Source organism: Gallibacterium anatis DSM 16844 = F 149 (assembly GCF_000379785.1).
GTDB classification, from domain to species: Bacteria; Pseudomonadota; Gammaproteobacteria; order Enterobacterales; family Pasteurellaceae; genus Gallibacterium; species Gallibacterium anatis.
This window is the reverse complement of sequence record NZ_KB903677.1, coordinates 1-26,360: the sequence shown is the minus strand read 5'-3', so window position 1 is coordinate 26,360 and position 26,360 is coordinate 1. Positions and strand designations below refer to the sequence as shown.

The following is a 26,360-nucleotide window of genomic DNA, read 5'->3' as shown; positions in this document are numbered from 1 at the left end:
TGGAGGTAATCAACTATGGCAATCCGGAATTATTTATCTTTCACACCACAATTAGGTAAAGATGTTTATGTTGATGAAGCAGCTACCGTGATTGGTAAAGTCTGGCTTGAAGATCAGGTTTCCATTTGGCCGGGCGCGGTTTTGCGCGGCGATGTGAATGATATTCGTATCGGCGCACGCAGCAATATACAAGACCTTAGCGTACTGCATACCACGCGAGCCACGGCAGACAATCCTAAAGGTTCCCCTGTGCAAATCGGGGAAGATGTTACTGTCGGTCATAGTGTGACTTTGCACGGCTGCACTATCGGTAATCGAGTTTTAGTCGGGATGGGAAGCATCATATTGGATGATGCCGTAATTGAAGATGACGTGATCATTGGTGCCGGCAGTTTAGTCCCTCCACGAAAACACTTAAAAAGCGGTTATCTCTATCTCGGCTCTCCTGTTAAAGAAGCGCGCCCACTCACTGAAGAAGAGCGCAAATTCTTACGCATTTCCGCACAAAATTATATTGATACCGCAGCAGATTTTCTTAAATCTATATAAGATCCGATTCCAAAATTAAGACGAGATATCATCTCGTCTTAATTTAATTATTCGTCCTTATAAATTTCTTCTATTAATTTATTCGGTAATAGAATATTGTGCTTCTGAAATTCATAACCAATATAATATGCTCCGCTTGCCGTTAAATGATCTTGATCTCGGTAAATTGGCTTATTGTTTATATAATATTCTTTAGGCATATATGGAACAATATCAACCCAATAAACATTAGGAATATTCTCTATAGCAGCCATTATTTTCAAATTACTTCGATGAATATCTCCCATCTGTTTAATTGGCGGAAGATATTTATCTAATCCCAAAGGTTTCAAGTGCAATACTTTTAACGGCGAATAAGTAATAGCCGGAATATTAGAAAACACATAAACCTGTTTATCTTTAGCTAAAAACTTAATTAAATTTCTAAACTTAAGATAAAAATTAGTTACCCTAAAAGACACAGGGTTGTTTCTAGGTACAGGGTTATCTCCTGAATAAAGATCATAAAAGAAACTAACAAATATCACCGGATATTTATTAATCTTATCTAAATTATCTATGCATTCTTTTCTTTGAATAATATTTCCAGACTCATCAATAGGAAATTTACAGTTTGTACCATTAAAATTTATTATATCAGCTTTCCATCCTTCTTTTGCTCCAACATAATTAAGAAATGCTGATAAATGATCAGAATGTGAATCACCAATCATTAATACTTTACTTGATAAAGTATTTTCCATTACCATTTCACTTACTTCTTTATATTCTGTGTCTATTTTTCTAATATGTTTTCTCGCTAAGAAATTAATACCAACTATTAATAAAGAAGGTATTAAATAGATAAGAATAAAAGATTTCTTAAATGAACATTTAGTATAACGAATAGGTTTTTCAATAAACCGATAACCTAACCAAGAAAATAAAAAAATTAATATGCACTGAGAAGTTACAAAAATCAAATCACGAGAAACATCTCCTAATACATAATGAAAAAAAGTAATCACAACCCAATGCCATAGATATAATGAATAAGATAAAAGCCCTATTTTAACCATAGGGAATAATCCTAAAAGTTTTTTCATCAATCTTCCTGATTCTGAAAAATAAATGAGTCCAGCTGTACAAAAACACGGAATAAGTAAAGCAATCCCTGGAATATATGGTATTTTTTCAGAATAAAAATATAGGCAAAGAAACAAGATGATTATAAAAATTATACAATAAATATCAGATAATCTTTTATTAATTATTCTGTTATTTAAAGATGAAATATAGATGGAAGAGGGGGGGGGGTAATAACGACAACCAGGATCCTATTAATAACTCAAAAAAGCGCAATTGAGGAAGATAATAAACATTAACATATTTAGTATAAAAAGAACTTGGAATAAAGGTTAATGAAACACTAAGAATAAATAAAGATATTATAATATAATAAAAAGATTTTTTACTAGGAAATCTCTTATATATCAAAATTAAAATTAAAGGAAATAATAAGTAATATTGTTCTTCTATAGCTAATGACCAAATATGTAAAGTAGGGTTATTAATAAGATCTAAATCAAAGTAACCCTGTGATTTAGAAAAATATATATTTGTAATAAATAATGTGGAAAATTCCACACTTTTTCTTAAAGTATTAAAATCATCATAAGTGAAAATAGCCATAGATATTAGCGATGTTATGAATATAACACTAATAAAAATAGGATATATTCTTTTTATTCTTCGATTATAAAAATTTTTATAAGTAAATGTATTATTGCTTATTTCTGTCGTAATAATTTTAGTGATCAAATAACCTGAAATGACAAAAAATATATCAACTCCTAAAAAACCTCCAGGAAGCCAATCACTTTTAAAATGAAATATAATAACCGATATAACGGCTATTGCTCTAAGACCATCAATTTCAGGACGATATTTTATACTAGACATTCATTCCCCTCTTTATATAAGAATTACATCGATAATATTATAAAAAAGACCGAATACTCACTATTCGGTCTTTCTCTAAAAGTTTTCGCTTCAATTAATATTATTGTAATAACGAAATATCCGCTACTTTAAAGAACAGATCACGCAAGTTTTTCAATAAGGCTAAACGATTTTGACGAAGTTTTTCATCTTCAGCATTTACCATCACATTATCAAAGAAACTATCAACGCTTTCACGCAAATCAGCCAAACGGCTCAATGCGGTTTGATAATCACCTTTTTCAAATAGCGGTTGTAACTCACGTTGCAATTCCAATACACGTTCCGCTAAATTGATCTCTTGTGGTTCACGACACAATGAAAGATCAATATTTTCCGGCAACGCACCGTCAACTTTAGACAGAATATTTTGCACACGTTTATTCGCGGCTGCCAATGCCTGTGCGGCCTCTAAAGTACGGAAATGATTAACTGCTTTCACACGAGCATCAAAATCAGCAGGTTTAGTCGGACGGCAAGCCAACACCGCCTGAATTACATCCACCGCAATGCCCTCTTCCTGATACCAAGCACGGAAACGTCCAAGGATGAAATCCACCACGTCTTCAACCACATTGGCATTGCTTAATTTATCACCATATAAAGCGGCTACTCTCTGTGCCAAATCTACTAAATCAAGCGGTAAATTTTTCTCAACGATAATTCGCAACACACCTAATGCCGCACGGCGTAAAGCAAATGGGTCTTTATCTCCTTTAGGATGTTGTCCAATCCCGAAAATACCGACCAATGTATCGAATTTATCCGCCAACGCAACTGAACAGGCGACTAAACTGCGAGGCAATTCATCACCGGCAAAACGCGGCATATACTGTTCATTCAATGCAACCGCCACCTCTTCGTCTTCACCGTCGTGACGCGCATAATGCATTCCCATTACACCTTGTGTATCGGTGAATTCAAACACCATATTGGTCATTAAATCGCATTTAGACAACAAACCGGCACGTTCCGCTTTTGCAACATCTGCGCCAATTTGTGCCGCAATTTCACCGCTCAATTTTTCAATACGTTCTGTCTTATCGAACAATGTACCAAGTTGTTGTTGGAATAATACTGTTTTAAGACGCGGTAAGTTATCCTCTAAACGCTGTTTTAAATCGGTTTTAAAGAAAAATTCTGCATCACTCAAACGTGGACGCACCACTTTTTCATTGCCTTCAATTACCGAAGATTGATCTTGCGGATTAATATTGGAAACAAAGATAAAATTAGGGAGTAACTTGCCGTTTTGATCATAAATCGGGAAGTATTTCTGATCCCCTTTCATTGTATAAACCAGCGCTTCTGCCGGCACAGCTAAGAAACGCTCCTCAAATTTTGCCGTCATCACTACCGGGAATTCAACCAATGAGGTAACTTCATCAAGCAAATCTTCCTCAATATCTGCAACGCCCCCCACTTTCGCTGCTGCTTTTTCTGCGTCTTGGCGGATAATCGCTTTACGCTGTTCAAAATCAGCAATAACGCTGCCTTTTTCCTCTAATAATTGTGGATATTGATCAGCATTATCAATAGTGAACTCTTGTTGACCTAGGAAGCGATGTCCACGAATAGTTCTACCACTTTTTACGCCGAGAATTTCACCATCAATCAACTCATCACCGAATAAAAGTGTAACGGTATGCACCGGGCGAATAAATTGTTCATTTTTATCACCCCAACGCATCGGTTTTGGAATTGGTAACTTAGCCAATGCATTGCTTACTAAATCAAGCAACAAAGCTTTTGTTTCCTTGCCCGGCTCGACCATTTGATAATAAAGCCATTCACCTTTATCTGTCGTTAAACGCTGTGCCTGATCGACAGTAATACCACAACCTCTTGCCCAGCCTTCAGCCGCTTTTGTCGGTTTACCGTCAGCATCAAATGCGACAGAAACTGCCGGCCCACGTTTTTCAATCGTTTTGCTCGGCTGCTCTGTGATCAATCCTAACACTTTCACTGCCAAACGGCGCGGTGCGGCAAACCATTCTACCTTATCAAAAGTTAAACCGGCATTATTCAATTCCGCTGTGAAATTATCTGCAAACGCCACCGCTAATTTTTTCAGAGCTTTCGGTGGTAGCTCTTCAGTGCCGATTTCGGCGAGGAAGTTTTTTGTTGTCATCTTATTGTTCTCTAATAACAAATATATCTATATCTTATGGAAAAACTTGTTTAAAACTCTCAGACCAAATTGCAGGATTTAAAGGTCGTGTACAAAAACCTTGAGTTTTATTATTGGCAATCATTATTGCATCTTTCACTTTATCCTCTTTTTCAAAGGATTTAATGTGAATCTGCTGTCTGTCGGTTATCCCTGAAAGTTTTCTTTGTTTAATTTGTTCAACAAATCGCTCTGCAATTTGTTTTAACTCAGCATTCCTTTCAATTTCTTGTTTAACCAGATAATTGCTCTCATTTTGAACTTTAATGACATCTTTAATATCAATTATGATGTCATTCTTAACTAACGCCCACTTTCCGGTCATTGCATAGCTGTAATACAATACGCCCAGAAATGTCGCATCAGGCAATGTCCTTGTTGGAAACATAAACATTGAAAAAATCTGAGCTGTTCCATTTTTATGCAAGCGATAATCCGCTAAAACTTTTGCGTTATGCTCTTTATGTTCAATTTGGCAATGCCAATCACCATACAGATCTTTTACACTGTATTGCACACTTTTCGCATTCACAAAAAAGCTAATCAATAATAAAAAGGGAAAGATCATTTTCTTCATTTTATACCTCCAAGCTCTAGTGAGAAGCATATCGAGATAGCCATATCAATGGAGCGACTTTCTCCTGAATTCCATTTTAATTGGAAAATATTTACTTAGCGACAACCGCAGGTAATGCCTCAATGTCCAATACGATTTTTCCATTTTCCAACACCAATGCCGGAATACCGATTCCACCACGCTGTTTAATGTTGTCAAATTCAGAACGGCTATCCCGTAATGCGAGGAATTGTTTTAAATTACTTAATGAAGATTGAATTTCCGCCTCTTCATATTCCACATTTAAACGCGCCAATTCGGCGACAAATGGCGCAGTATCAGGACAAGCCTGTGCAAAAAAGAGTTTTGCTTTACTCATATTTTCACCTGTTATTTTTGTTGCACTCTTGACAAAGGGTTTGGTGTCGCTTCCGCCACTTTTGTTAACCGATTTCTATCCTGATGATGGAACGGCTCATCGTAATTAGGAATAGTCATCACAGTATCTTGCTCATATGACCACGTACCGTCATCATTGATCGTTACAGTGATGGTATAACTTTCTGTCCGGAAAGATTGTTCCAAAAATGGATTAGAAATAATGCCGTTGGTTAATGAACCACGTTGAGCGGTTAGTGTGAATTTCTTGGCATTCGCACTGGCATTACCGGTTGCAATTAAAGTTTGTCCACGCGGAATACTTAGAGTTAACAATAAGTTTCCGGTCGCCGGCTCCCAAAGCCAATAACCGACTTGATCGTGGAAAGTTTCAACTTCATTCGGTTGCACAATATGAATGTGATAACGCAAACCATAAAAAAGCTGCGGCCCATTAGTTTGTGGATCAATCGGCTGTAGATCGATATGTTCAATATAGGGATCTTTCACCGCACCTTCTGCTTTCGGATTGATATCTAAACCACGTTTACCTTCCCAAACACCTGCCATCGCAGTTAACGGTCCGAGATTAGCCAAGGTATTTACATCTGCATCCGGTTCAGTGTAGATATCTTTAGGATATTGAAATTCTTTCATTGTTTTTGCCTTATTTTTTGTTACATCCCGGGAATCCCAATGCTTCACGGCTGGCATAATAAGCTTCCGCAACACCTTTGGTTAACGCTCTAATACGCAAAATATAACGTTGACGTTCAGTTACAGAAATGGCTTTGCGGGCATCCAATAAGTTAAAGCTGTGTGCCGCTTTCAAAATACGTTCATACGCCGGCAATGGTAACGGTTTTTCTAATGCTAATAATTCCTGTGCTTCTTTTTCATACTGCTCAAAGCATTTAAATAGAAAATCAACATCAGCATATTCAAAATTATAAGTTGATTGCTCCACTTCATTTTGATGAAAGACATCGCCATAAGTGGTTTTACCGAGCGGACCGTCCGACCAAACCAGATCATAAACAGAATCCACACCTTGAATATACATCGCTAAACGTTCCAAACCGTAGGTAATTTCACCGGTTACAGGACGACATTCCAAACCGCCCACTTGTTGGAAATAGGTAAATTGCGTTACTTCCATACCGTTTAACCAAACTTCCCAGCCAAGTCCCCACGCACCAAGTGTTGGGTTTTCCCAGTTATCTTCAACAAAACGGATATCATTTTGTGTCGGATCAAAGCCAAGCATTTTAAGAGAACCAAGATAAAGTTCTTGAATATTATCCGGTGAAGGTTTGATCACAACTTGAAATTGGTAATAATGTTGTAAGCGGTTCGGGTTTTCGCCATAACGACCGTCAGTTGGACGGCGTGAAGGTTGAACATAGGCAAACGCCATTGGTTCAGGACCTAACGCACGCAGTGCCGTCATCGGATGAGAAGTTCCTGCACCCACCTCCATATCAAACGGCTGAACGATAGTACAGCCTTGTTCCGCCCAATATGCTTGAAGTGCAAGAATCATTCCTTGAAACGTTTTAATGTTAAATTGTGTTGTCATAATAAAATCTTCGTTCAGTTTCCAAAAAATAGTGTTATTCTACTTGATTTTTAGGTTAATGAGTAGAATTAAGCTCCACTCCCTTTTATATTTCTCTTTTATTCTATTTCAGACTTTTCTGTGACTTTACTCAAAAAACGCTGTTTTTCAATTAGATCAATTCATTTTTTTGGAGTAATATTATCTTGATTATTTAAATAATGAAGTTTTATTTTAAAATGTCTATTTATTATTCAAGGAGCAATCTATGCGTCTTATTCCATTACATAATGAACAACAGGTAGCAAGATGGGCAGCCCGTCATATTGTTGACAGCATTAATCGTTTTTCGCCAACCAAAGAACATCCTTTTGTTCTTGGCTTACCGACAGGCGGTACACCGCTCGCCACTTACAAAGAATTAATCAGACTTTATCAACAAGGTGAAGTAAGCTTCAAAAATGTCGTGACTTTCAATATGGATGAATATGTCGGTTTGCCAAAAGAACATCCTGAAAGTTATCACTCCTTTATGTTTAATAACTTCTTCAATCACGTTGATATTCCACTTGAAAATATCAATATTTTAAACGGTAACACTGATGACCACGATGCAGAATGCCAACGTTACGAAGATAAAATTAAATCTTATGGTAAAATTCATCTGTTTATGGGCGGTGTCGGTGAAGACGGACATATCGCATTTAATGAGCCGGGCTCTTCACTCTCTTCTCGTACTCGCATTAAAACTTTAAACGAAGATACCTTAATCGCAAATTCTCGCTTCTTTAATAATGACATTAATCAAGTGCCAAAATATGCCTTAACCATCGGTGTCGGTACTTTAATGGATGCGGAAGAGGTGATGTTGCTGATTACCGGTTATCGTAAAGCTCAAGCATTACAAGCCGGTGTAGAGGGCGCAGTCAATCATCTATGGACAATCAGCGCATTGCAAATGCATAGCCGTGCCATTTTTGTCTGTGATGAGCCGGCAACACAAGAACTAAAAGTTAAAACTGTGAAATATTTCAAAGAATTGGAATCTCACGCAATTCATAGTGTAAGAGAATTAAAATGAAAAAATATGCGTTAATTAATGGTGTTATCTATACAGGCTCTGAGATCCTGTATGATCACGCTTTGATCGTAAATGACGATAAAATTGCAGATATCGTTAAAACCGTTGATCTTGATCCGGCTCTTGATACTATCGATCTTCAAGGCGCTAACCTTTCTGCCGGTTTTATCGATCTGCAACTTAATGGCTGCGGTGGTGTAATGTTCAATGATGATTGTTCTGTTGAAACATTGGAAATTATGCAGGCAACCAATTTAAAATCCGGCACTACCAGCTTTTTACCAACATTCATTACCGCTCCTGATGCTGAAATGAAACACGCTGTTGCGGTAATGAAAGAATATCTTGCCAAACATCGCAATCAGGCGTTAGGGCTACATCTAGAAGGGCCTTATTTAAGCAAAGCCAAAAAAGGTGTTCATCGCGAAGAATTTATCCGTGAAATTTCTGATGAAATGCTCACTTTTTTATGTGATAACGCTGAAGTGATTACAAAAATGACGATTGCTGCGGAAAATCCTACTGCGGATCATATCGCTGAATTTATTAAAAATAATATTGTTGTTTCTATCGGGCATTCCAATGCCACTTATCAACAAGCGAATGATCGTTTCCAACAAGGCGCAACCTTTACAACCCATTTGCATAATGCAATGTCACCGGTATCCTCCGGGCGTGAAATGGGTGTTGTCGGAGCAGTGCTGGATAATCCTAATGTTTATACCGGGATCATCGTTGATGGCTTACACGTAAATTTCGGCAATGTACGTATTGCTAAAAAATGTAAACAGGACAAGCTCTGTTTAGTCACTGACGCTACCGCCGCCGCCAGCGCTGATATTGAGTCATTCCAATTTGTGGGCAAAACCGTTTATGTTCGAGATCACAAATGTTATGACGCTAACGGTACAATCGGCGGTTCAGCCGTTACTATGATCGAAGCAATTCGTAACTGTGTCAATGAGGTGGATATTCCTTTAGATGAAGCACTTCGTATGGCGACACTCTATCCGGCTCGTGCTATCCATATTAATGATAAACTCGGTAGCCTAGAAAAAGGGAAAATTGCCAACTTAACCGCTTTTAACCATAAATTTGAAGTCATTGGCACTGCAGTTAATGGTAATTGGCACTTTAACTAACTCTTTTATCCAAAAATTGCGATAATCATTTTATCGCAATTTTCTTTTTATCGTTATTCAATTTATTAATTAATCCAATGATTTTGTGTTTAGCCGCCCCACTCTTACTTCCATAAAGCTCTTTTAATTGTATATCAATGCGATAACCGCTCGACGATTTCTAATAAAAAACCGACAAATTGGCTATTCTCTATGCGAACAGACCGAAAAATCTTTTTTTCTAAAAAAATGTGTTGACGAGGGTTACAGATATCAGCATAATTAGCGCCGAAAAAGCAATGGCTATGTAGCTCAGTTGGTTAGAGCACAACACTCATAATGTTGGGGTCACAGGTTCGAATCCCGTCATAGCCACCATTGCGGGACTGGCGAAATTGGTAGACGCACCAGATTTAGGTTCTGGCGCCGTGAGGTGTGTGGGTTCAAGTCCCTCGTCCCGCACCATTTTGCACTTTCATAAAGTTGGGGTATCGCCAAGCGGTAAGGCACCGGGTTTTGATCTCGGCATCCCTAGGTTCGAATCCTAGTACCCCAGCCATCTTTTATTAATAATCACTTTTTATGTTGGGGTATCGCCAAGCGGTAAGGCACCGGGTTTTGATCTCGGCATCCCTAGGTTCGAATCCTAGTACCCCAGCCATCTTTATTAATAAATCCCCTTTATATTGGGGTATCGCCAAGCGGTAAGGCACCGGATTCTGATTCCGGCATTCCTAGGTTCGAATCCTAGTACCCCAGCCATTCTCCTGCCGTTTCTTAAAATTATATTTAATCATTACATCATTTCCGGATCAGGATATTGATACACAAAATCCAAATCTCTACAAATTTTATCCGCTAAAATAATTCTCTCCATTTTTTCTTCATCCGGTAAAAAATGTGGCACTGGCAATGATAATTTTTCTGCCATTTTAGTATAAAAATCCTGTTTCAATGGGTGAATCGGCGCAGCTAAATTATAACGACGGTGATGTGCTGGCGTTTCCAACAATAATTGAATCGCTCGAATACAATCAGTCAAATGGACTAAATTAACAGTCTGATGAGCACCTTGAATATTTTCTTTTCCGGATAAATGATAAACCGGATGTCGATCTTCTCCGACTAAACCGGCAAAACGAATAATATCTACATCAATATCCTGCAAATCCCATAATCGTTGCTCTATTTCTAATAACGCTTTTCCCACATCCGATGTTGGTTTCGGTATATAGTCTTCATCAAATACACCTGAAATCATTGGGTACACGGAAGTTGAGCTGATAAAAATGATGTGCTGAACATTGTGTAAAAGGGCTTCCGTCAATAAATTTTCGACACTCAAAATATAATTATTAAGATCAAAGAAGTATTCACTTGGTGGGATATTGATAATTAAACTATCAACGTTTAATAAGGCTTCAAGATCATCCGGATCAGCATTAATTGCCGGCGTTAATTCAAGTTGATAACACTCAATGCGCTGTAATCGCATATGTTCTGTACCTTCATGCGTTCGCTTACTGCCTTTCACCAGCCAGCCTAAACTCTGTAAGTAACGCCCCAGCGGAAATCCTAACCAACCTAAACCTACAATCGACACGCTTCTCATATTGCTTTATCCAATTCCGATATAGAAAATAGTAATCCTCACTTTGTGCTAATTTTATGCCAATAAACTTAAATCACAAGTTCTTATTCTTACCTTATTTCAGGAGATTTTATGAATACACGTTATCCAGCCATCCAGATTTTTTTCCATTGGCTATCGCTTATTTTCATTGCGCTCACTTACTTAACCGTTAATCTTAAAGGCATAGGCCATTCTGATGGCTGGCGTAACTTGATGATGAACTGCCATTTCACTTTAGGCATTCTTGTCTTTTTTACGGTGATATTTCGTTTAATTTTACGTCATCTTTATTTAAAACAAATTCCGGAAATCAATCCTGCGCCACCTACTTGGCAAACAAAATCCGCACATTATGTCCATTTATCACTTTATTTAATTTTTATAATATTGCCGATTTTAGGCACACTTATTGTATTGAATAAAGGCGTTGCATTGCCATTCTTCGGTTTTCCAATTATTGATGGCTTCAATGCTGACAAAGCGTTATCGCATACTATCAAAGAAATTCACGAAACAGTTGCCAACCTAGGGTTAGCAATTATCGCGCTACACGCAGCCGCAGCGTTATACCATCATTATCTGTTAAAAGATAATACCCTAATCAGAATGATGCCGAGAAAATCAAAATGCGCTACAAAAAAATTGGATAAACAATAAACAACTATCCGTTTTTATCGTTCGCTTTCTCGACATATTACCAATGAATAGGCTATAATCGGGCGTTCTTTTTTTAATACGCCTGTATTACTTTTAAATAATAGGTCTTTTTTGCGTGTTCGGTAGTGATAGAAAATGCCGAGTACAATTACTTTTTTTGAGGTAGCATAAATGCAAATTTCAGTAGAAACAACTCAAGGATTAGAACGCCGTATTAGCATTACTGTACCGGCAGATGTGATCGAACAAGCTGTTCGTGAAGAATTAAAAAGAGTAGCTAAAACTGCTCGTATTGACGGTTTCCGCAAAGGTAAAGTGCCACCAAGCATTATCGAACAACGCTTTGGTGCTTCTGCTCGTCAGGATGTTTTAGGTGATGTAATGCAACGTCACTTCTTTGATGCCGTAATGCAGGAAAAAATCAATTTGGCAAGCCGTCCGACTTTCACACCAGAAAAATACAATGTTGGTGAAGATTTAACTTTCTCTGCAACTTTTGAAGTTTATCCTGAAGTGGAAATCAAAGGTTTAGAAAATATCAAAGTTGAAAAACCGGTTGTAAAAATCAATGAAGCAGACATTGATAAAATGGTTGATACATTACGTAAACAACAAGCAACTTGGGAAGAAACCACTGAAGCAGCAGCTGCTGACAGTCGTGTGACTTTAGACTTCGTCGGTTCTATTGATGGCGAAGAATTTGAAGGCGGAAAAGCAAACGACTTCATCCTCTTTATGGGACAAGGCCGTATGATTCCTGGCTTCGAAGACGGTATCGTAGGTCACAAAGCCGGCGAACAATTCGATATTGATGTCACATTCCCTGAAGAGTACCACGCAGAAAATTTAAAAGGTAAAGCAGCTAAATTTGCTATTACCTTGAAAAAAGTGGAAAAAATGGTACTTCCTGAATTAACAGATGAATTTGTGGCTAAATTCGGGCCAAATACTAAAACTGTTGCTGACCTTCGTGCAGAAATTGAGAAAAATATGCAACGTGAACTTGATAATGCGGTTACTGCAAACATCAAACAACAAGTGCTTGACGGTTTGCTTGAACAAAATAATATCGATGTTCCGAATGCAGCAGTTGATGAAGAGATCAACGTATTACGCCAACAAGCTGCTCAACGTTTCGGTGGTAACGCTAAACAAGCGCTTGAATTACCACGTGAAATTTTTGAAGAACAGGCTAAACGTCGTGTGAAAGTCGGTTTATTGCTCAGCAAAGTTATCTCCGGTAATGACTTAAAAGTGGATGAAGATCGTGTTAAATCAATGATCGCAAGCATTGCTTCCGCTTATGAGCAACCTGAAGAAGTGATTAATTATTACAGCAGCAATAAAGAACTTTCCAATAACATCCGTAACGTTGTATTAGAAGATCAAGCTGTTGATGCAATTCTTGCTAAAGCACAAGTGTCAGAAGTTGAAAAATCTTTTGACGACATTATGAACACTCCTCGTGCATAATGAATTTTAATTCGGCACTGTTTTAATGTAGTGCCGGAAAATATTATTATTCTACATTCATCAAGTGCGGTTAATTTTTATACCGCACTTTTTCTATTCTTTTTACGATTAAAAAGATTAGCTACAAAATAGGAGAAAATATGGCATTAGTCCCAATGGTTGTCGAACAAACTGCTCGTGGTGAACGTGCTTTCGATATTTATTCTCGCTTACTGAAAGAACGTGTTATTTTTCTTAATGGGCAAGTTGAAGACAATATGGCCAACTTAATCGTTGCTCAATTGCTATTCCTTGAAGCGGAAAACCCGGATGAAGATATTAATCTTTATATCAATTCTCCCGGCGGCGTTGTCACTGCCGGTATGGCAATTTACGATACAATGCAATTTATCAAACCTGATGTACGTACTCTTTGTATGGGGCAGGCTTGTTCTATGGGCGCATTTTTATTGGCAGGCGGTGCAGCCGGAAAACGTTTTGCACTTCCACACGCTCGCATAATGATTCACCAACCTTTAGGCGGATATCGTGGTCAAGCTTCGGATATTCAGATTCACGCACAGGAAATCCTTAAAATCAAAGATACTTTAAATCAACGTCTTGCTTTTCATACAGGCCAACCATTGGAAGTTGTCGAACGCGATACTGATCGTGATAACTTTATGTCTGCCCAAGCCGCTAAAGAATATGGTTTAATTGATGAAGTATTAACTCATCGCCAACTATAAGTGAGAAATTTATGTCAGATAAACCAGAAAACAACGAAAAATTTTACTGCTCACTTTGTGGCAAAGAAAAACACGAAGTCGGCAAATTAATCGCCGGTGTATCCGGTTATATTTGCAATGAATGTGTGGAAACTTGCCACGATTTATTAATGGAAGAAGCCAATAGACATCAAAAAGAGCAAGAACAGGAAAAACCGCTTGAAAAATTGCCTACTCCTCACCAAATTCGCGCACATTTGGATGATTATGTCATTGGACAAGATCAGGCGAAAAAAATCCTTTCCGTTGCTGTTTATAACCATTACAAACGTTTACGCAACAATGAAACCGATCTTGATGTTGAATTAGGCAAAAGTAACATTTTGCTTATCGGTCCGACCGGAAGCGGGAAAACATTATTGGCGCAAACATTAGCTCGCCAAATTAATGTGCCTTTCGCCATTGCCGATGCTACTACATTGACTGAAGCCGGTTATGTCGGTGAGGATGTGGAAAATATTATCCAGCGGTTATTGCAAAATTGCGATTACGATACGGAAAAAGCGGAACAGGGTATTATTTATATTGATGAAATCGATAAAATTACTCGTAAATCTGAAAACCCTTCCATTACCCGCGATGTTTCCGGTGAAGGTGTGCAACAAGCGTTATTAAAACTGATTGAAGGCACTATTGCCTCCGTTCCGCCTCAAGGCGGACGTAAACATCCACAGCAAGAGTTTTTGAAAGTAGATACCTCAAAAATTCTGTTTATTTGTGGCGGCGCATTCTCCGGTTTGGATAAAATCATTGAAAAACGCACCCACAAAGATCGTGGAATCGGTTTTAATGCCAATGTACAAAGCAAAGAGAAAGAGCACGATATCGGTGAATTGTTCGCGCAAGTCGAAACTGAAGATTTAATTAAATTCGGTTTAATTCCTGAATTTGTCGGTCGTTTGCCGGTTGTAGCTTCATTGGCTGAATTGGACGAAGAAGCATTAATTCGCATTTTAACTGTGCCGAAAAATGCCTTAATCAAACAATATCAAGCGCTATTTACACTGGAAAATGTGGAGTTGGAATTCACTCCGGAAGCATTAACCGCCATTGCTAAAAAAGCACTGGCACGTAAAACCGGTGCTAGAGGATTACGTTCCATCGTCGAAGGCGTGCTGCTCGATACAATGTACGATCTTCCTTCTTTAGAAGGATTAAAGAAAGTCGTTGTAGATCAGGATGTTATTGATAATCAAGCCCTACCGAAATTAGAATACTAACCACAATATTCGATCTGCATCGACTGATTAATTGAGCAGTGTGATTAATCAGCGAGCAGATCATTTTCTTGCCTTCATCATTTCTTTTCTATACAAAAACTGCTATCTTATTAAGAATAATTCTCAACAATAGAAAGATTGATGTTACGTTATATTTATATCGCTCTTGGCTTCACTTGCTTGGCTCTCGGCATTCTCGGCGCTTTCTTGCCGGTTTTACCGACAACGCCTTTTTTACTCTGTACCCTCTTTTTCTTCGGAAAAAGTTCCCCTCGATTAGAGCAATGGTTTAAACAAACGCAGATTTATCATAAATACCTCAAAACATTTAATGAACAACGGGCATTAACCAAACGTGCCAAACGTTCCATTCTGTTGATTTCAACTATAATGATGGCACTCTCTTTTTATTTTTCCCCTAATCTCTTCGGTAAAATTGCGATCATTGCTTTACTATTGATCGAATATTGGTGTTTTTTCTTTTGGATAAAAACAATACCGCAAGAAAAATCTATCTCATCTTGTCGTGAAACAGTGTAATAACAGCATTATTTAGATCTAGCTCAACAATATCGATATAAAAACTGATAAAATCATTAACCAGAAAGCGTTAACTGTCGTTAACGCTTAATTGTTGTGTGTAAATCATAAAATTAAATAAGGAACTTATATGATCTGGTTACAATTTTTAGTTGTACTTTTCTTTATATTTTTAGGTACCCGTCTCGGCGGAATAGGCATCGGCTTTGCCGGTGGGCTTGGTGTTGTTGCGTTAGCATTGTTAGGCTTAACACCGGGTGAAATTCCATTCGATGTAATTTCCATCATTATGTCTGTAATTATGGCAATCGCTGCAATGCAGGTCGCTGGTGGTATGGATTTCTTAGTCAAATGGGCAGAACACGTGCTTCGTAAACACCCTAAACACATCACTTTTCTTGCGCCGGCTGTCGGTTATTTTATGACTGTTTGTGCAGGAACAGGTCACACCGCATTCTCCATTCTTCCTGTGGTGGCTGAAGTGGCAAAAGAACAAGGCATTCGCCCTTCTCGTCCGTTATCTATCACCACTGTTGCTTCACAAATTGCTATTACCGCTTCACCAATTTCTGCCGCAGTTGTTTATCTTGCCGGTGAAATTGAAAAAAATTACGGCATTGGTTATATCGAATTATTGGCGATTTGGATTCCGACCACTTTCGTGGCTTGTATGATTACCGCATTTATCTGTAACTTCTTAGGAAAAGATTTAAAAGATGATGAAGAGTATCAGCGCCGTTTAGCAGCCGGATTAATTAAATTGCGTGGCGAATCTCAAATTGAGATACAGCCTTACGCAAAACGTTCCGTTGCCATCTTCTTAGCGACCGTTATCATCGTGATGTTCTATGCAACATTGATCAGTAAAACCGTTGGCTTGGTTGATAATCCGGTTTTACCTCGTAACGAAGCTATTATCAGCTTTATGTTAGGTGCTGCTGCGTTGATCGTGATTTTCTGTAAAATCGACATCAGCAAAATTACCTCTGCTGCAACCTTCAAATCCGGTATGTCCGCCTCAATCTGTGTAATGGGTGTTGCTTGGTTAGGAAACACTTTCGTTGGTGGTCACATTGAAGAAATCAAAACCGTGTCTGCCGATTTATTACAAAACTACCCTTGGATGTTTGCCGTGATCTTATTCTTCGCAAGTACATTGCTTTATTCACAAGCTGCTACTGCTAAAGCACTTTATCCGACAGCCATTCTATTAGGCGTTTCTCCTCTTTCTGCTATTGCAGCATTTGCGGCAGTTTCCGCCTTGTTCGTATTGCCGACTTACCCAACTTTAATTGCTGCGGTAGAAATGGATGATACCGGTTCAACCCGTATCGGTAAATTTGTCTTTAACCACCCATTCATTATTCCGGGTGTCATTGCAATTTCATTATCCGTTCTATTCGGTTTCTTATGGGGAAGTCTATTTATCTAGACTCTCAAACTTTTTCATAAATCGGGAAGCATCAAAGCTTCCCGATTTTTTATCTCTTTCCTTATTGCTAAACATCTAAAACGGTTTAGCAACCTTTTAAAAATACCCTTTTTAATCAAAAAATAGTCTTTTTCTTCATAATTTTTTCACCAAATAAAATAAATTGGGTTAAAATTGTGCGATTTTATTTTCAGCCACTAACAATCTAAGGAGTCCCTCGTGTTTAATCTCGTTGAAAACGACATCCATCTTGCGGCACAAGCCGATGATAAACAACAAGCGATTACTGCTGTTGCCCAAGCCTTTGTTGAAAAAGGGCTGGTTGAAGAGGGTTATTTGCAAGGTATGCTTGCTCGTGAACAACAAACTTCAACATTTTTAGGGAATGGTATTGCGATTCCTCACGGCACACTGGATACCCGTCATTTGGTAAAACAGACCGGTGTACAAATTTTCCAATTTCCTAACGGCGTAAAATGGAGCGATGACAATATTGCTTATTTAGTAATAGGTATCGCTGCCAAATCAGACGAACATCTTGCGATTTTACGCCAATTAACGCATTTACTCGGCGATGAAGATATTGCTGAAAAACTCGCAAAAACAACCGATGCACAAGAGTTTATCGCACTCTTTAACGGTGATAATGGTAATATCGTTGATGAAACTTTGGTTTCTCTCAATATCGACACCACCAGCTTATTAACGTTAACTGCTATCAATGCCGGTAATCTGCAACAAGCCAAAGCAGTTGACAATCAATTTGTGACTGAGGTTATCGCTTCCGCCGCTTTACCTTTAGGCAACGGTTTATGGGTGAACGACAGCCTCAACGGTAACCAAAAAAATGCGATTGCATTTGCTCGTCCAAAACAGCCGTTCCAAAACAATAATAAAACCGTTGCCGGTTTGATTACGATCGCCAACGTAGATGACAAAATTGAAAATCTGCTGGCAAATTTACTTGATCCGCAATGCCAACAACAGTTACTCAACGGCTCTGCTACACAAGTTGTTGCGGCATTGCAAGGTAAAGTTGAAGAGGCACCAGCCGCTTCGACTACAACCACATCTGCTGCCGACACATCAACAGCAGCTGCAGACGGCCAATTAGAAGCCACTTTCACAATCAAAAATGAGCACGGTCTTCACGCTCGCCCATCAGCGGTTCTCATCAATGAAGTGAAAAAATATAAATCCACCATTCAAGTGAAAAACGTTGATCGCGATACCGCTTTTGTTAATGCGAAAAGCTTAATGAAAGTGGTTGGTTTAGGCACAACTAAAGGTCAACGTTTATGTTTCGTTGCTCAAGGTGAAGATGCGGAACAGGCATTAAAAGGTATCGGCGAAGCAATTAATGCCGGTTTAGGAGAGTAAAATGCCTCGCATTGCAACCATTACCTTAAATACGGCTTTCGACTTAGTCGGTCGTTTGCCTCGAATTCAGCTGGGTGAAGTCAATACGGTTGAAACTTTGGGCATTTATCCTGCCGGCAAAGGCATTAATGTTGCCAAAGTCTTACACGACTTAAATTTGTCAGTCAGTGTCAGCGGATTTCTCGGAGAGGAAAATCAAGGTGACTTTATCCAACTTTTCCAACAACTTGGTTTAGATGATCGTTTCCAACGTGTCGCCGGGAAAACACGTATTAACGTGAAAGTTACCGAAACTGAAGCGGATGTCACCGATTTAAATTTCTTAGGTTATCAAGTTTCCGAAGCCGATTGGCAATGTTTTGTTGAACAATCGCTACAGGATTTTAAAGATTACGATTTGGTTGCTGTCTGTGGTAGTTTGCCTAAAGGTATTTCTCCACAAGCATTTACCGCTTGGTTGCAACAATTAGGACAACACACCAAAGTGGTCTTAGACAGCAGTAACGCGGCGCTCACAGCCGGTTTAAAAGCTAATCCGTGGTTAGTCAAACCGAACCACCGTGAGTTGGAAGCTTGGATTGGCAAACCGCTTAATTCATTAGCAGAAATTATTGATGCCGCTAAGCAGTTGAAAGCGCAAGGTATCGCTAACGTTATCATTTCAATGGGTGCGGAAGGCTCATTATGGATCAATGATGAAGGCGTTTTACAGGCGCAACCGCCAAAATGCACCAATGTAGTGAGCACTGTCGGTGCCGGTGATTCAATGGTTGCCGGTTTAATTTACGGCACAGAACAACAGCTTTCAAAAGAACAAACGCTACGTTTCGCTTCTGCCATTTCCGCATTAGCAGTTGCACAAAGTAATGTTGGTGTTGCTGATCATCAAGCATTGCATCAACTTATTGACCAAGTCAAAATCACCAAAATTGAGGAATAATCTATGAAGATTTTTTTATTAGCACAAGAAAAACGTGGTAATGCAACGCTTTACTTGTTAAAACAAATGGTTAGTAAAGTTGCTAATCAGCAAAACCACCAACTGGTTGAACAGGCACAAGATGCCGATCTTGTATTAGTGTTAGGCGATAAATTACCAAATAATCCAGCGCTTGCCGGTAAAAAAGTATATCTAACCGCATTTGAACAGGCATTTAATGCACCGGAGCAAACCTTACAACAAGCCCTCACATCAGCAACGGATTATCAAGCACCAACAGACGCTCCAGCCGAAACCGTTGCGAGTGATCGCCCATTAAATATCGTTGCGGTTACTGCTTGTCCTACCGGTGTAGCTCATACTTTTATGGCGGCGGAAGCGATTTCTACCTATTGCCAAAAACAGGGTTGGAACGTAAAAGTCGAAACTCGTGGTCAGGTTGGTGCCAGCAACTTAATCTCAGCTGAAGATGTTGCTGCTGCCGATCTTGCCTTTATCGCTACCGATATTGACGTTGATTTAAGCAAATTTGATGGTAAAAAAATGTACCACACTTCAACCGGTTTAGCGTTAAAGAAAACCGCACAGGAATTTGAAAAAGCGTTTAAAGAGGCTAAAGTTTATCACCATAAACAGGATAATAACGCCACGGCGAAAACTGAAAGCAAAGAAAAAGGTGAGAAAAAAGGCATTTATAGCCATTTAATGACCGGTGTTTCTCATATGTTACCAATGGTGGTTGCTGGTGGTCTTATCATTGCGCTCTCTTTCGTATTCGGTATCGAAGCTTTCAAAGAAGAAGGAACATTGGCAGCCGCATTGATGAAAATCGGTGGCGGTAGCGCATTCGCATTGATGATTCCGATTCTTTCCGGTTATATCGCTTACTCTATTGCAGATCGTCCGGGGCTTACTCCGGGGCTTGTTGGCGGGATGTTGGCAAGCTCGCTTGGTGCTGGATTCATTGGTGGTATCATTTCTGGTTTCTTAGCTGGTTATATTGCTAAAGCGATCAATGATCACGTTAAATTGCCACAAACAATGAATGCCCTAAAACCGATTTTGATTATTCCATTCCTTTCTACTTTGTTTGTCGGTTTAATTATGATTTATATCGTTGGTGAACCGGTAGCTTGGGTAATGAACAGTATGACTGAATTCTTGAAAGGAATGCAATCAGGCAGTGCAGTTGTGCTTGGCATTATCCTTGGAGCAATGATGTGTTTCGATATGGGCGGTCCTGTAAATAAAGCTGCCTATACTTTTGGTGTTGGTCTATTAGCATCTGCTTCCTACTTACCTATGGCGGCTGTAATGGCAGCGGGTATGGTGCCGGCATTAGGTATGGGAATTGCAACCTTTATCGCACGTAAAAAATTCAATGCAAATGAATTGGAAGGTGGTAAAGCCTCTTTCGTTCTTGGCTTATGCTTTATTTCTGAAGGGGCAATCCCGTTCGCTGCTCGTGACCCAATGCGCGTTATTCCAAGCTGTATGATTGGCGGTGCTTTGACCGGCGCATTATCAATGGTATTCGGTGTACAACTTATGGCACCGCACGGTGGTATTTTCGTACTTGCCATTCCGGGTGCTATTCAACCGGTATTGCTTTACTTAGTCGCTATCGCTGCAGGTAGTATTGTCACCGGCGTGTTATATGCAATGATTAAACCTAAAACATTAGAAGCTTAATCGTTTAAAAGTGATGGGGTTTTCCCATCACTTTTTTGTTATCGTCCTCACTCAAAATCATAATGTCTTAACGGATAATTTGAAAATTTCTCCGCCATAAAATCGATAAAACTGCGTACTTTCGCACTCATAAATTCACGATTCATATAAGCAGCATACAAAGTATGATTCCGGTTTGCCGGATGCGGCACAATTTGCAAATCACCACGCTGCAAATCATCCTCACACAAAAAACTGGGTAAATAAGCAATGCCCTGCGCTGCTAATGCCAACTGGTATAACATTAATGTATTATTGCTTGAAATAATATCGACGAAATGATGCTCAACGTGCGTATAAGTCGGAATCAACCCTTTATGTTGCGCCCACGATAGCTCATTCAATTGTCCAAACTGCTGAATATATTTAGGACTGGCAACCCAGTAAAACGGCAAGCTGGCTAAGGGTTTTACAATTAAATTTTCTGCTGGATGTGCGGTAACTTTTAATGACAAATCAAAACCTTGACCTACCAAATCGGTATGATGATTATCTAACGAAAGCTGAAAATTGACTTTAGGATAGCGATGTTGATATTCAGCTAAAAATTCTGCGAAACGCCGTGTTGCAAACCAAACCGGTAAAGTGATTTTTAAAGTCCCTTGCGGATGGATCGTTCCTTGACTTGCTATTTGTTTTGCCTCTTCAAGATCATCCAATGCCGCCACACAACATTGATAATAATCCGCGCCCACTTCAGTTAAACTTAAACGCCTGCTGGTTCTATTCAATACTTTTGCCTGCAAATAATGCTCTAAATTTGATAAATGCTTGCTTACCATCGAAGTGGAGAGATTCAACTGTTCTGCGGCTTTGCTAAAACTGCCTTTTTCGACTATCTGTCGAAATACTTTCATACTCTGTAAAGTGTCCATTATCATTTCCTATTAAGAAAAAATACTTTTCTAAAAACCATATCGTTTTCAGATTATGAAATCAATATACTAACTCACGTTTTCACTACTTAATTAAAAAAGGATAGTTTATGTCTAACTCTCAATCATTAAGCCATTACGGTTTAGGTTTATTGCGCATCGTTGCCGGTTACACTTTCCTACTGCACGGCAGCGCCAAATTATTTGCACTTCCACACGTCGCCGCGTTTGACGGCTTATCTGTGCTCTCGTTATTAGGTATCGGCGGCATTTTAGAATTAGTCGGTGGTATTTTATTAGTGTTGGGTTTATTCTCTAGAATCACCGCATTTATTCTTTCCGGAGAAATGGCTTTTGCTTATTTTCTGTTCCACGCCTCCGTATCAACCTTCTGGTTGCCGTTGATGAATGGCGGTGAACCGGCAGTATTATTCTGCTTTATTTTCCTCTTTATCGCGATTGCCGGTAGCGGTGCTTTCGCATTAGACAACCTTAAAAACAGACAATAGTTTATTGAATCAGCAAGGAGTTTTTTATTATGAGTAATGTTTTAGTTTTACGTACTTCTGTAAATGGTGATAAAAGTTTTTCTAATCAATTAATCGACCAATTTATTGCCAAAACCAGAGCAAAATGGCCGGAAGTCAATATTATCGAACGTGATTTAGATGCTAATCCGGTGCCGTTGTTAACGTCTAAAACTGTCGCTGCTATTCGTGCCGGTATTGCTGAAACAGAGGAACAACGTAATGCAATCGCCTTAGCGGATGAATTAATCGCTGAATTAAAACAGGCGGATTACATCGTACTTGGTTTGCCACGCTACAATTTCACTGCGCCGGCAACATTTAAAGCCTATGTTGATTATATTGCACGTCCTCGTATTACTTTTGCTTATGACGAAAATGGTCCTAAAGGTTTACTACCGAATGTACCTGTTTTCGCTTTTGTAACTAGCGGTGGTGAATATGAAGGTACAGAATTTGACACAATGAGCGATTGGGTTAAGCAGGTTTTAGGTTTTGTCGGTTTAAGCAATGTAGATTTAATTCACGTTGAAGGTTTAGCTTATAAAGCAGACGAAGCCATTGCTAAAGCGAGCGCAAAAATTGATGAAATTTTGAAATAATTAGATTGTTCTTGTGATTTCATTCAATACAAAAAAGGAGCATTGAGATATGCTCCTTTTTTATCTTAATCTTAATTCAGTTGTTTGATTTGTATCGGGTTATCATACAAATTAACCCCACCTTTTACACCAAAATCAAGTGTTGTAACATTATATGCAATAGAAATATCTTCTTGTTCGAAACGTTTTTTAATCGCCATTATCATTTGATGAATACATTCTAAATACTGATCGTGGTCAATAAATTCAACCCACACTCGTAATTCAAAATTATAGGTAGAAGCGCCTATTTCAGTAAAAAAGAAATGAGGCTGATTTTCCTCATCCAATAATAATCCCGACAATTTCCCAATTTCATCTAATGCAACCGCTTTAACTTTTTGTAAATCATCACCATAAGATACTCCGGTAGAAACCACCGCAACTCTTTTTCCTAATGAAGAATAATTTATTACGTTTTGTGAATAAATTAGTTGATTGGGAATATGCACTCGTTGCCCATCTTCGGTTAACACCGTTGTTACAAAAGTCCCTATTTTCTCGACACATCCATATTGACCATTGATATTCACCCAATCATTAACTTTAAACGGCACTAATATGTTCACTAACATACCAGAAAAGAAATTACCAATAGTCTCTTTAGTTGCAAAACCAACAACGATACCGATTACCCCAGCACTTGCTAATATTTGTGTTAAAACGCCTTGTAGCCCTAATAAATGAATTGCAATAAAGTAACCTATCAGCAAGCATAAAATGCGTAATGTAAACGCAATAACTGAGTTAATGTTATGCACTTGATTAGAAGAATCTTGGTGAAGATGTTTTTTATAAAATTTTTTAATTTGAGCTGAAATAAAGTGAGCTAAAAAAATCACCAATATAGATGCGATGACATTTATAGCATAATCTGAAATTACAGCTAATGTTCGATCAAACCAAGATAACCAATACTCACTTGTTCTTATATCCATCAGTTTTTCCACCACAATAGTCCTCCAATCACAACCACGAAAATCACAAACCAAATCAGTTGTACTTTTGCATTTTGCTTATTCATTGCCTGACGATGTTCAACATCCTGCGATAATCTCTGCTGATAAACGCGCTTTGCAGCTTCATCGTGTAGTGCCGTTTGACAAAACGGACAAAAATCCAACTCTTCATTCACTTTTTTCTCACACTTAGGGCAAGACAACATAGAAAACTCCTCCTCTCAATTTAGAGCCGTTACTATAACAAAATGTATGACAAAACGCTTTAGCACATAAATTAAGGTAAAAATAGATAAAAATTAATTTTAAGCGCAATTTTTTGATAAAAACAAAACAACAAAGAATAAATTAAGCAAAAAATAATAATTTTTTGCTAAAAACACTAGATAAAATCTAATTTACTGCTATGATATGTAGCCATTAACAACATATAAAAAATAATAAGAGGATTTTCGTATGTGTGGATTCGTTTTTTCATCTTCAGCACAAACGTCCAAAGCTTTTAAACAAAGCTTTGATCATATTTTTCATCGTGGGCCGGATCATCAAGCCGTTATCTATGCGGATGATGCCACTTGGGGCTTCCATCGTTTATCCATTATGGATTTAAGCTCTCAAGGCAACCAACCGTTCCAATATGAAGGCATTTCATTAATTTGTAATGGTGAAATCTATAATTACGAAGCACTAAAATCATTATTATCAAGTAATTACCAATTCCAATCTGGCAGTGATTGTGAAGTGCTGATTCCACTTTATCAACGTGTTGGCGTGGATGTTATGATGAAAATGTTAGATGCGGAATTTGCGTTAGTATTAAAAGACAGCCATAGCGGCGATTTAATTGCCGGACGTGATCCCATCGGCATTCGCCCAATGTTTTATGGTTTTGATAAAGAGAGCGGCGGCATCGCATTCTCTTCCGAAGCGAAAGGGCTTATCGGCTGGTGTCGTGACATTCAACCGTTCCCACCCGGACACTATTATTTAAACGGTGAATTTATTTGCTACAACGATATTGCTGATCCGAAAGTTATTCGTGATCAGTCGCTAGAGACCATTACACAAACATTAAAAACAAAACTTGAAACAGCAGTGATTAAGCGTTTGCATTCGGATGCACCGCTCGGATTTTTATTAAGCGGTGGCTTGGATTCCTCTTTAGTGTGTGCGATTGCACAAAATTATTTAGATAAACCAATTAAAACTTTTGCCATTGGAATGGATACTGATCCTATTGATTTAAAATATGCCAAAGAAGTTGCTGATTACCTTGGTACAGAACATACCGAAGTCATTATGAGCAAAGATGAAGTGTTGGATGCGTTGGAAAAAGTTATCTGGCATTTAGAAACTTGGGATATTACTACCATTCGAGCCAGTATTGGAATGTATTTGGTGTGTAAATATATTCACGAAAAAACAGACTTAAAAGTGCTTTTGACTGGTGAAGTGAGTGATGAAATTTTTGGTTATAAATATACTGACTTTGCCCCGAATGCCGCAGAATTTCAAAAGGAAGCACAAAAACGTATTCGTGAATTATATATGTATGATGTACTACGGGCTGATCGCTGTTTAGCTGCTAACTCATTGGAAGCACGCGTACCATTTGGTGATATTGATTTTGTTGATTATGCAATGAGCATTAACCCTGAGAAAAAAATGAATGTTTACAACAAAGGGAAATATTTATTACGCAAAGCCTTTGAGGGGACAAACTATCTGCCGGATAACATTTTATATCGAGAAAAAGCAGCATTCAGTGATGCAGTAGGGCATTCGATGGTTGACCATTTGAAAGCGTTTGCCGAAAGCAAATACAGCGATGAAGAGTTGGCGCAGGCAAAACAAAAATATCCATATGGCACACCATTTACTAAAGAGTCCCTTTTATATCGTGATATTTTTGAAAAATTCTATCCGGGGCAAAGCCATTGGATTAAAAGTTTCTGGATGCCGAATAAAGAATGGGAAGGGTGCAATGTAAATGACCCTAGTGCGCGTGTGCTTAATAACTATGGCGACAGTGGCAAATAACATTATTAAATAAGATTGACATCCTCCCCGCCCTAAAGGACGGGGATTCCTACTAGTGCCCATTGCAAGCAATGGGCTACTCTCGGTGGGTTCTTGTTGCTGACTTCTAATGAAGTTCACTTCACAAGCTCTACGGACATGTCCTGCCCTGA

At 38.6% G+C, this 26,360-nt stretch carries 26 protein-coding genes and 5 tRNA genes; 20 read left to right on the top strand and 11 right to left on the bottom strand.

The genetic code is table 11. The features are described 5' to 3' along the window. Nucleotides 1–15 precede the first annotated feature (15 nt). On the top strand, nucleotides 16–549 hold the full coding sequence (locus tag A3EO_RS0102395; protein ID WP_018345837.1) for a gamma carbonic anhydrase family protein: 534 nt from the start codon (nucleotides 16–18) through the stop codon (nucleotides 547–549). A 47-nt stretch (nucleotides 550–596) separates the two neighbouring features. Here the strand turns inward: A3EO_RS0102395 and A3EO_RS12565 are convergent, their stop codons facing one another. The 7 genes from A3EO_RS12565 to glyQ form a co-directional block, all read right to left on the bottom strand. Next, complete coding sequence (locus tag A3EO_RS12565) at nucleotides 597–1,769, bottom strand: acyltransferase family protein (RefSeq protein ID WP_325048749.1); 1,173 nt, start codon at nucleotides 1,767–1,769, stop codon at nucleotides 597–599. A gap of 37 nt (nucleotides 1,770–1,806) precedes the next feature. Then, nucleotides 1,807–2,490, bottom strand: coding sequence for an acyltransferase family protein (locus tag A3EO_RS12560; RefSeq protein WP_049804990.1), 684 nt, complete (start codon nucleotides 2,488–2,490; stop codon nucleotides 1,807–1,809). 100 nt (nucleotides 2,491–2,590) lie between these two features. Beyond that, the gene (gene glyS, locus A3EO_RS0102385; RefSeq protein ID WP_018345836.1) at nucleotides 2,591–4,660 is read right to left on the bottom strand and encodes a glycine--tRNA ligase subunit beta; all 2,070 of its coding nucleotides are present in this window, start codon (nucleotides 4,658–4,660) and stop codon (nucleotides 2,591–2,593) included. 34 nt (nucleotides 4,661–4,694) lie between these two features. Further along, entirely contained in the window at nucleotides 4,695–5,276 is a 582-nt protein-coding gene (locus tag A3EO_RS0102380; RefSeq protein ID WP_018345835.1) for a hypothetical protein, read from the bottom strand. A gap of 91 nt (nucleotides 5,277–5,367) precedes the next feature. Next, complete coding sequence (locus A3EO_RS0102375) at nucleotides 5,368–5,634, bottom strand: hypothetical protein (protein ID WP_018345834.1); 267 nt, start codon at nucleotides 5,632–5,634, stop codon at nucleotides 5,368–5,370. Between the two features lie 11 nt (nucleotides 5,635–5,645). Continuing rightward, the gene (locus A3EO_RS0102370; RefSeq protein WP_026210955.1) at nucleotides 5,646–6,290 is read right to left on the bottom strand and encodes an FABP family protein; all 645 of its coding nucleotides are present in this window, start codon (nucleotides 6,288–6,290) and stop codon (nucleotides 5,646–5,648) included. Nucleotides 6,291–6,300: 10 nt separating this feature from the next. Next, nucleotides 6,301–7,212, bottom strand: a complete 912-nt coding sequence (gene glyQ, locus A3EO_RS0102365) for a glycine--tRNA ligase subunit alpha (protein ID WP_013745603.1) — start codon at nucleotides 7,210–7,212, stop codon at nucleotides 6,301–6,303. 247 nt (nucleotides 7,213–7,459) lie between these two features. On the opposite strand from glyQ, the gene nagB reads away from it, so the two are divergent. The 7 genes from nagB to A3EO_RS0102330 all read left to right on the top strand — a co-directional run bounded on the left by nagB (nucleotide 7,460) and on the right by A3EO_RS0102330 (nucleotide 10,155). After that, nucleotides 7,460–8,272: a glucosamine-6-phosphate deaminase gene (nagB, locus tag A3EO_RS0102360; protein ID WP_013745604.1), complete on the top strand. Its 813-nt coding sequence runs from the start codon at nucleotides 7,460–7,462 to the stop codon at nucleotides 8,270–8,272. After that, the gene (gene nagA / locus A3EO_RS0102355) at nucleotides 8,269–9,414 is read left to right on the top strand and encodes an N-acetylglucosamine-6-phosphate deacetylase (RefSeq protein WP_018345833.1); all 1,146 of its coding nucleotides are present in this window, start codon (nucleotides 8,269–8,271) and stop codon (nucleotides 9,412–9,414) included. The genes nagB and nagA overlap by 4 nt, the downstream gene beginning before the upstream one ends. Before the next feature lie 280 nt (nucleotides 9,415–9,694). Continuing rightward, nucleotides 9,695–9,771: transfer RNA gene (locus A3EO_RS0102350), tRNA-Met, on the top strand. 2 nt (nucleotides 9,772–9,773) lie between these two features. After that, nucleotides 9,774–9,858: transfer RNA gene (locus A3EO_RS0102345), tRNA-Leu, on the top strand. Nucleotides 9,859–9,877: 19 nt separating this feature from the next. Further along, nucleotides 9,878–9,952 (top strand) — tRNA-Gln (locus A3EO_RS0102340). A 27-nt stretch (nucleotides 9,953–9,979) separates the two neighbouring features. Beyond that, nucleotides 9,980–10,054: transfer RNA gene (locus A3EO_RS0102335), tRNA-Gln, on the top strand. A 26-nt stretch (nucleotides 10,055–10,080) separates the two neighbouring features. Next, nucleotides 10,081–10,155: transfer RNA gene (locus A3EO_RS0102330), tRNA-Gln, on the top strand. Between the two features lie 34 nt (nucleotides 10,156–10,189). Here A3EO_RS0102330 and A3EO_RS0102325 read toward each other — a convergent pair. Next, the gene (locus tag A3EO_RS0102325) at nucleotides 10,190–11,005 is read right to left on the bottom strand and encodes a Rossmann-fold NAD(P)-binding domain-containing protein (RefSeq protein WP_018345832.1); all 816 of its coding nucleotides are present in this window, start codon (nucleotides 11,003–11,005) and stop codon (nucleotides 10,190–10,192) included. Nucleotides 11,006–11,116: 111 nt separating this feature from the next. On the opposite strand from A3EO_RS0102325, the gene A3EO_RS0102320 reads away from it, so the two are divergent. The 9 genes from A3EO_RS0102320 to fruA all read left to right on the top strand — a co-directional run bounded on the left by A3EO_RS0102320 (nucleotide 11,117) and on the right by fruA (nucleotide 21,127). Continuing rightward, a complete protein-coding gene (locus A3EO_RS0102320; RefSeq protein WP_018345831.1) occupies nucleotides 11,117–11,683 on the top strand; it encodes a cytochrome b in 567 nt (188 codons plus the stop codon). A gap of 171 nt (nucleotides 11,684–11,854) precedes the next feature. Next, on the top strand, nucleotides 11,855–13,156 hold the full coding sequence (gene tig, locus A3EO_RS0102315; RefSeq protein ID WP_018345830.1) for a trigger factor: 1,302 nt from the start codon (nucleotides 11,855–11,857) through the stop codon (nucleotides 13,154–13,156). 140 nt (nucleotides 13,157–13,296) lie between these two features. Further along, nucleotides 13,297–13,884, top strand: coding sequence for an ATP-dependent Clp endopeptidase proteolytic subunit ClpP (gene clpP, locus A3EO_RS0102310; protein ID WP_013745609.1), 588 nt, complete (start codon nucleotides 13,297–13,299; stop codon nucleotides 13,882–13,884). 11 nt (nucleotides 13,885–13,895) lie between these two features. Continuing rightward, the gene (clpX, locus tag A3EO_RS0102305; RefSeq protein WP_018345829.1) at nucleotides 13,896–15,143 is read left to right on the top strand and encodes an ATP-dependent protease ATP-binding subunit ClpX; all 1,248 of its coding nucleotides are present in this window, start codon (nucleotides 13,896–13,898) and stop codon (nucleotides 15,141–15,143) included. 141 nt (nucleotides 15,144–15,284) lie between these two features. Next, nucleotides 15,285–15,683 (top strand): YbaN family protein, encoded by a 399-nt coding sequence (locus tag A3EO_RS0102300; RefSeq protein WP_018345828.1) that lies wholly within the window; start codon nucleotides 15,285–15,287, stop codon nucleotides 15,681–15,683. Nucleotides 15,684–15,813: 130 nt separating this feature from the next. Next, a complete protein-coding gene (locus A3EO_RS0102295) occupies nucleotides 15,814–17,115 on the top strand; it encodes an anaerobic C4-dicarboxylate transporter (RefSeq protein ID WP_013745612.1) in 1,302 nt (433 codons plus the stop codon). A 219-nt stretch (nucleotides 17,116–17,334) separates the two neighbouring features. Further along, nucleotides 17,335–18,495, top strand: coding sequence for a fused PTS fructose transporter subunit IIA/HPr protein (fruB, locus tag A3EO_RS0102290; protein WP_018345827.1), 1,161 nt, complete (start codon nucleotides 17,335–17,337; stop codon nucleotides 18,493–18,495). A 1-nt stretch (nucleotide 18,496) separates the two neighbouring features. After that, complete coding sequence (fruK, locus tag A3EO_RS0102285) at nucleotides 18,497–19,435, top strand: 1-phosphofructokinase (protein WP_018345826.1); 939 nt, start codon at nucleotides 18,497–18,499, stop codon at nucleotides 19,433–19,435. Between the two features lie 3 nt (nucleotides 19,436–19,438). After that, complete coding sequence (gene fruA / locus A3EO_RS0102280; protein WP_018345825.1) at nucleotides 19,439–21,127, top strand: PTS fructose transporter subunit IIBC; 1,689 nt, start codon at nucleotides 19,439–19,441, stop codon at nucleotides 21,125–21,127. Nucleotides 21,128–21,174: 47 nt separating this feature from the next. Here fruA and A3EO_RS0102275 read toward each other — a convergent pair whose 3' ends face one another. Continuing rightward, nucleotides 21,175–22,041 (bottom strand): LysR family transcriptional regulator, encoded by an 867-nt coding sequence (locus A3EO_RS0102275; RefSeq protein WP_018345824.1) that lies wholly within the window; start codon nucleotides 22,039–22,041, stop codon nucleotides 21,175–21,177. 110 nt (nucleotides 22,042–22,151) lie between these two features. Here A3EO_RS0102275 and A3EO_RS0102270 point away from each other — a divergent pair, with 110 nt between their 5' ends. Together A3EO_RS0102270 and A3EO_RS0102265 are read left to right on the top strand one after the other, a co-directional pair. Further along, nucleotides 22,152–22,550, top strand: coding sequence for a DoxX family protein (locus A3EO_RS0102270; RefSeq protein ID WP_018345823.1), 399 nt, complete (start codon nucleotides 22,152–22,154; stop codon nucleotides 22,548–22,550). Nucleotides 22,551–22,579: 29 nt separating this feature from the next. After that, complete coding sequence (locus A3EO_RS0102265; protein ID WP_018345822.1) at nucleotides 22,580–23,170, top strand: FMN-dependent NADH-azoreductase; 591 nt, start codon at nucleotides 22,580–22,582, stop codon at nucleotides 23,168–23,170. 71 nt (nucleotides 23,171–23,241) lie between these two features. On the opposite strand, the gene A3EO_RS0102260 is transcribed toward A3EO_RS0102265, so the two are convergent. Beyond that, on the bottom strand, nucleotides 23,242–24,147 hold the full coding sequence (locus tag A3EO_RS0102260) for a mechanosensitive ion channel family protein (RefSeq protein ID WP_018345821.1): 906 nt from the start codon (nucleotides 24,145–24,147) through the stop codon (nucleotides 23,242–23,244). Beyond that, nucleotides 24,147–24,374, bottom strand: a complete 228-nt coding sequence (locus A3EO_RS0102255; protein WP_018345820.1) for a DUF7575 domain-containing protein — start codon at nucleotides 24,372–24,374, stop codon at nucleotides 24,147–24,149. The genes A3EO_RS0102260 and A3EO_RS0102255 overlap by 1 nt, the downstream gene beginning before the upstream one ends. Nucleotides 24,375–24,624: 250 nt before the next feature. Between A3EO_RS0102255 and asnB the strand changes: the two genes are divergently transcribed. Then, nucleotides 24,625–26,208 carry an asparagine synthase B gene (asnB, locus tag A3EO_RS0102250; RefSeq protein ID WP_018345819.1) on the top strand — a complete coding sequence of 528 codons (1,584 nt, stop codon included), beginning with the start codon at nucleotides 24,625–24,627 and terminating at the stop codon, nucleotides 26,206–26,208. Nucleotides 26,209–26,360: the final 152 nt, after the last annotated feature.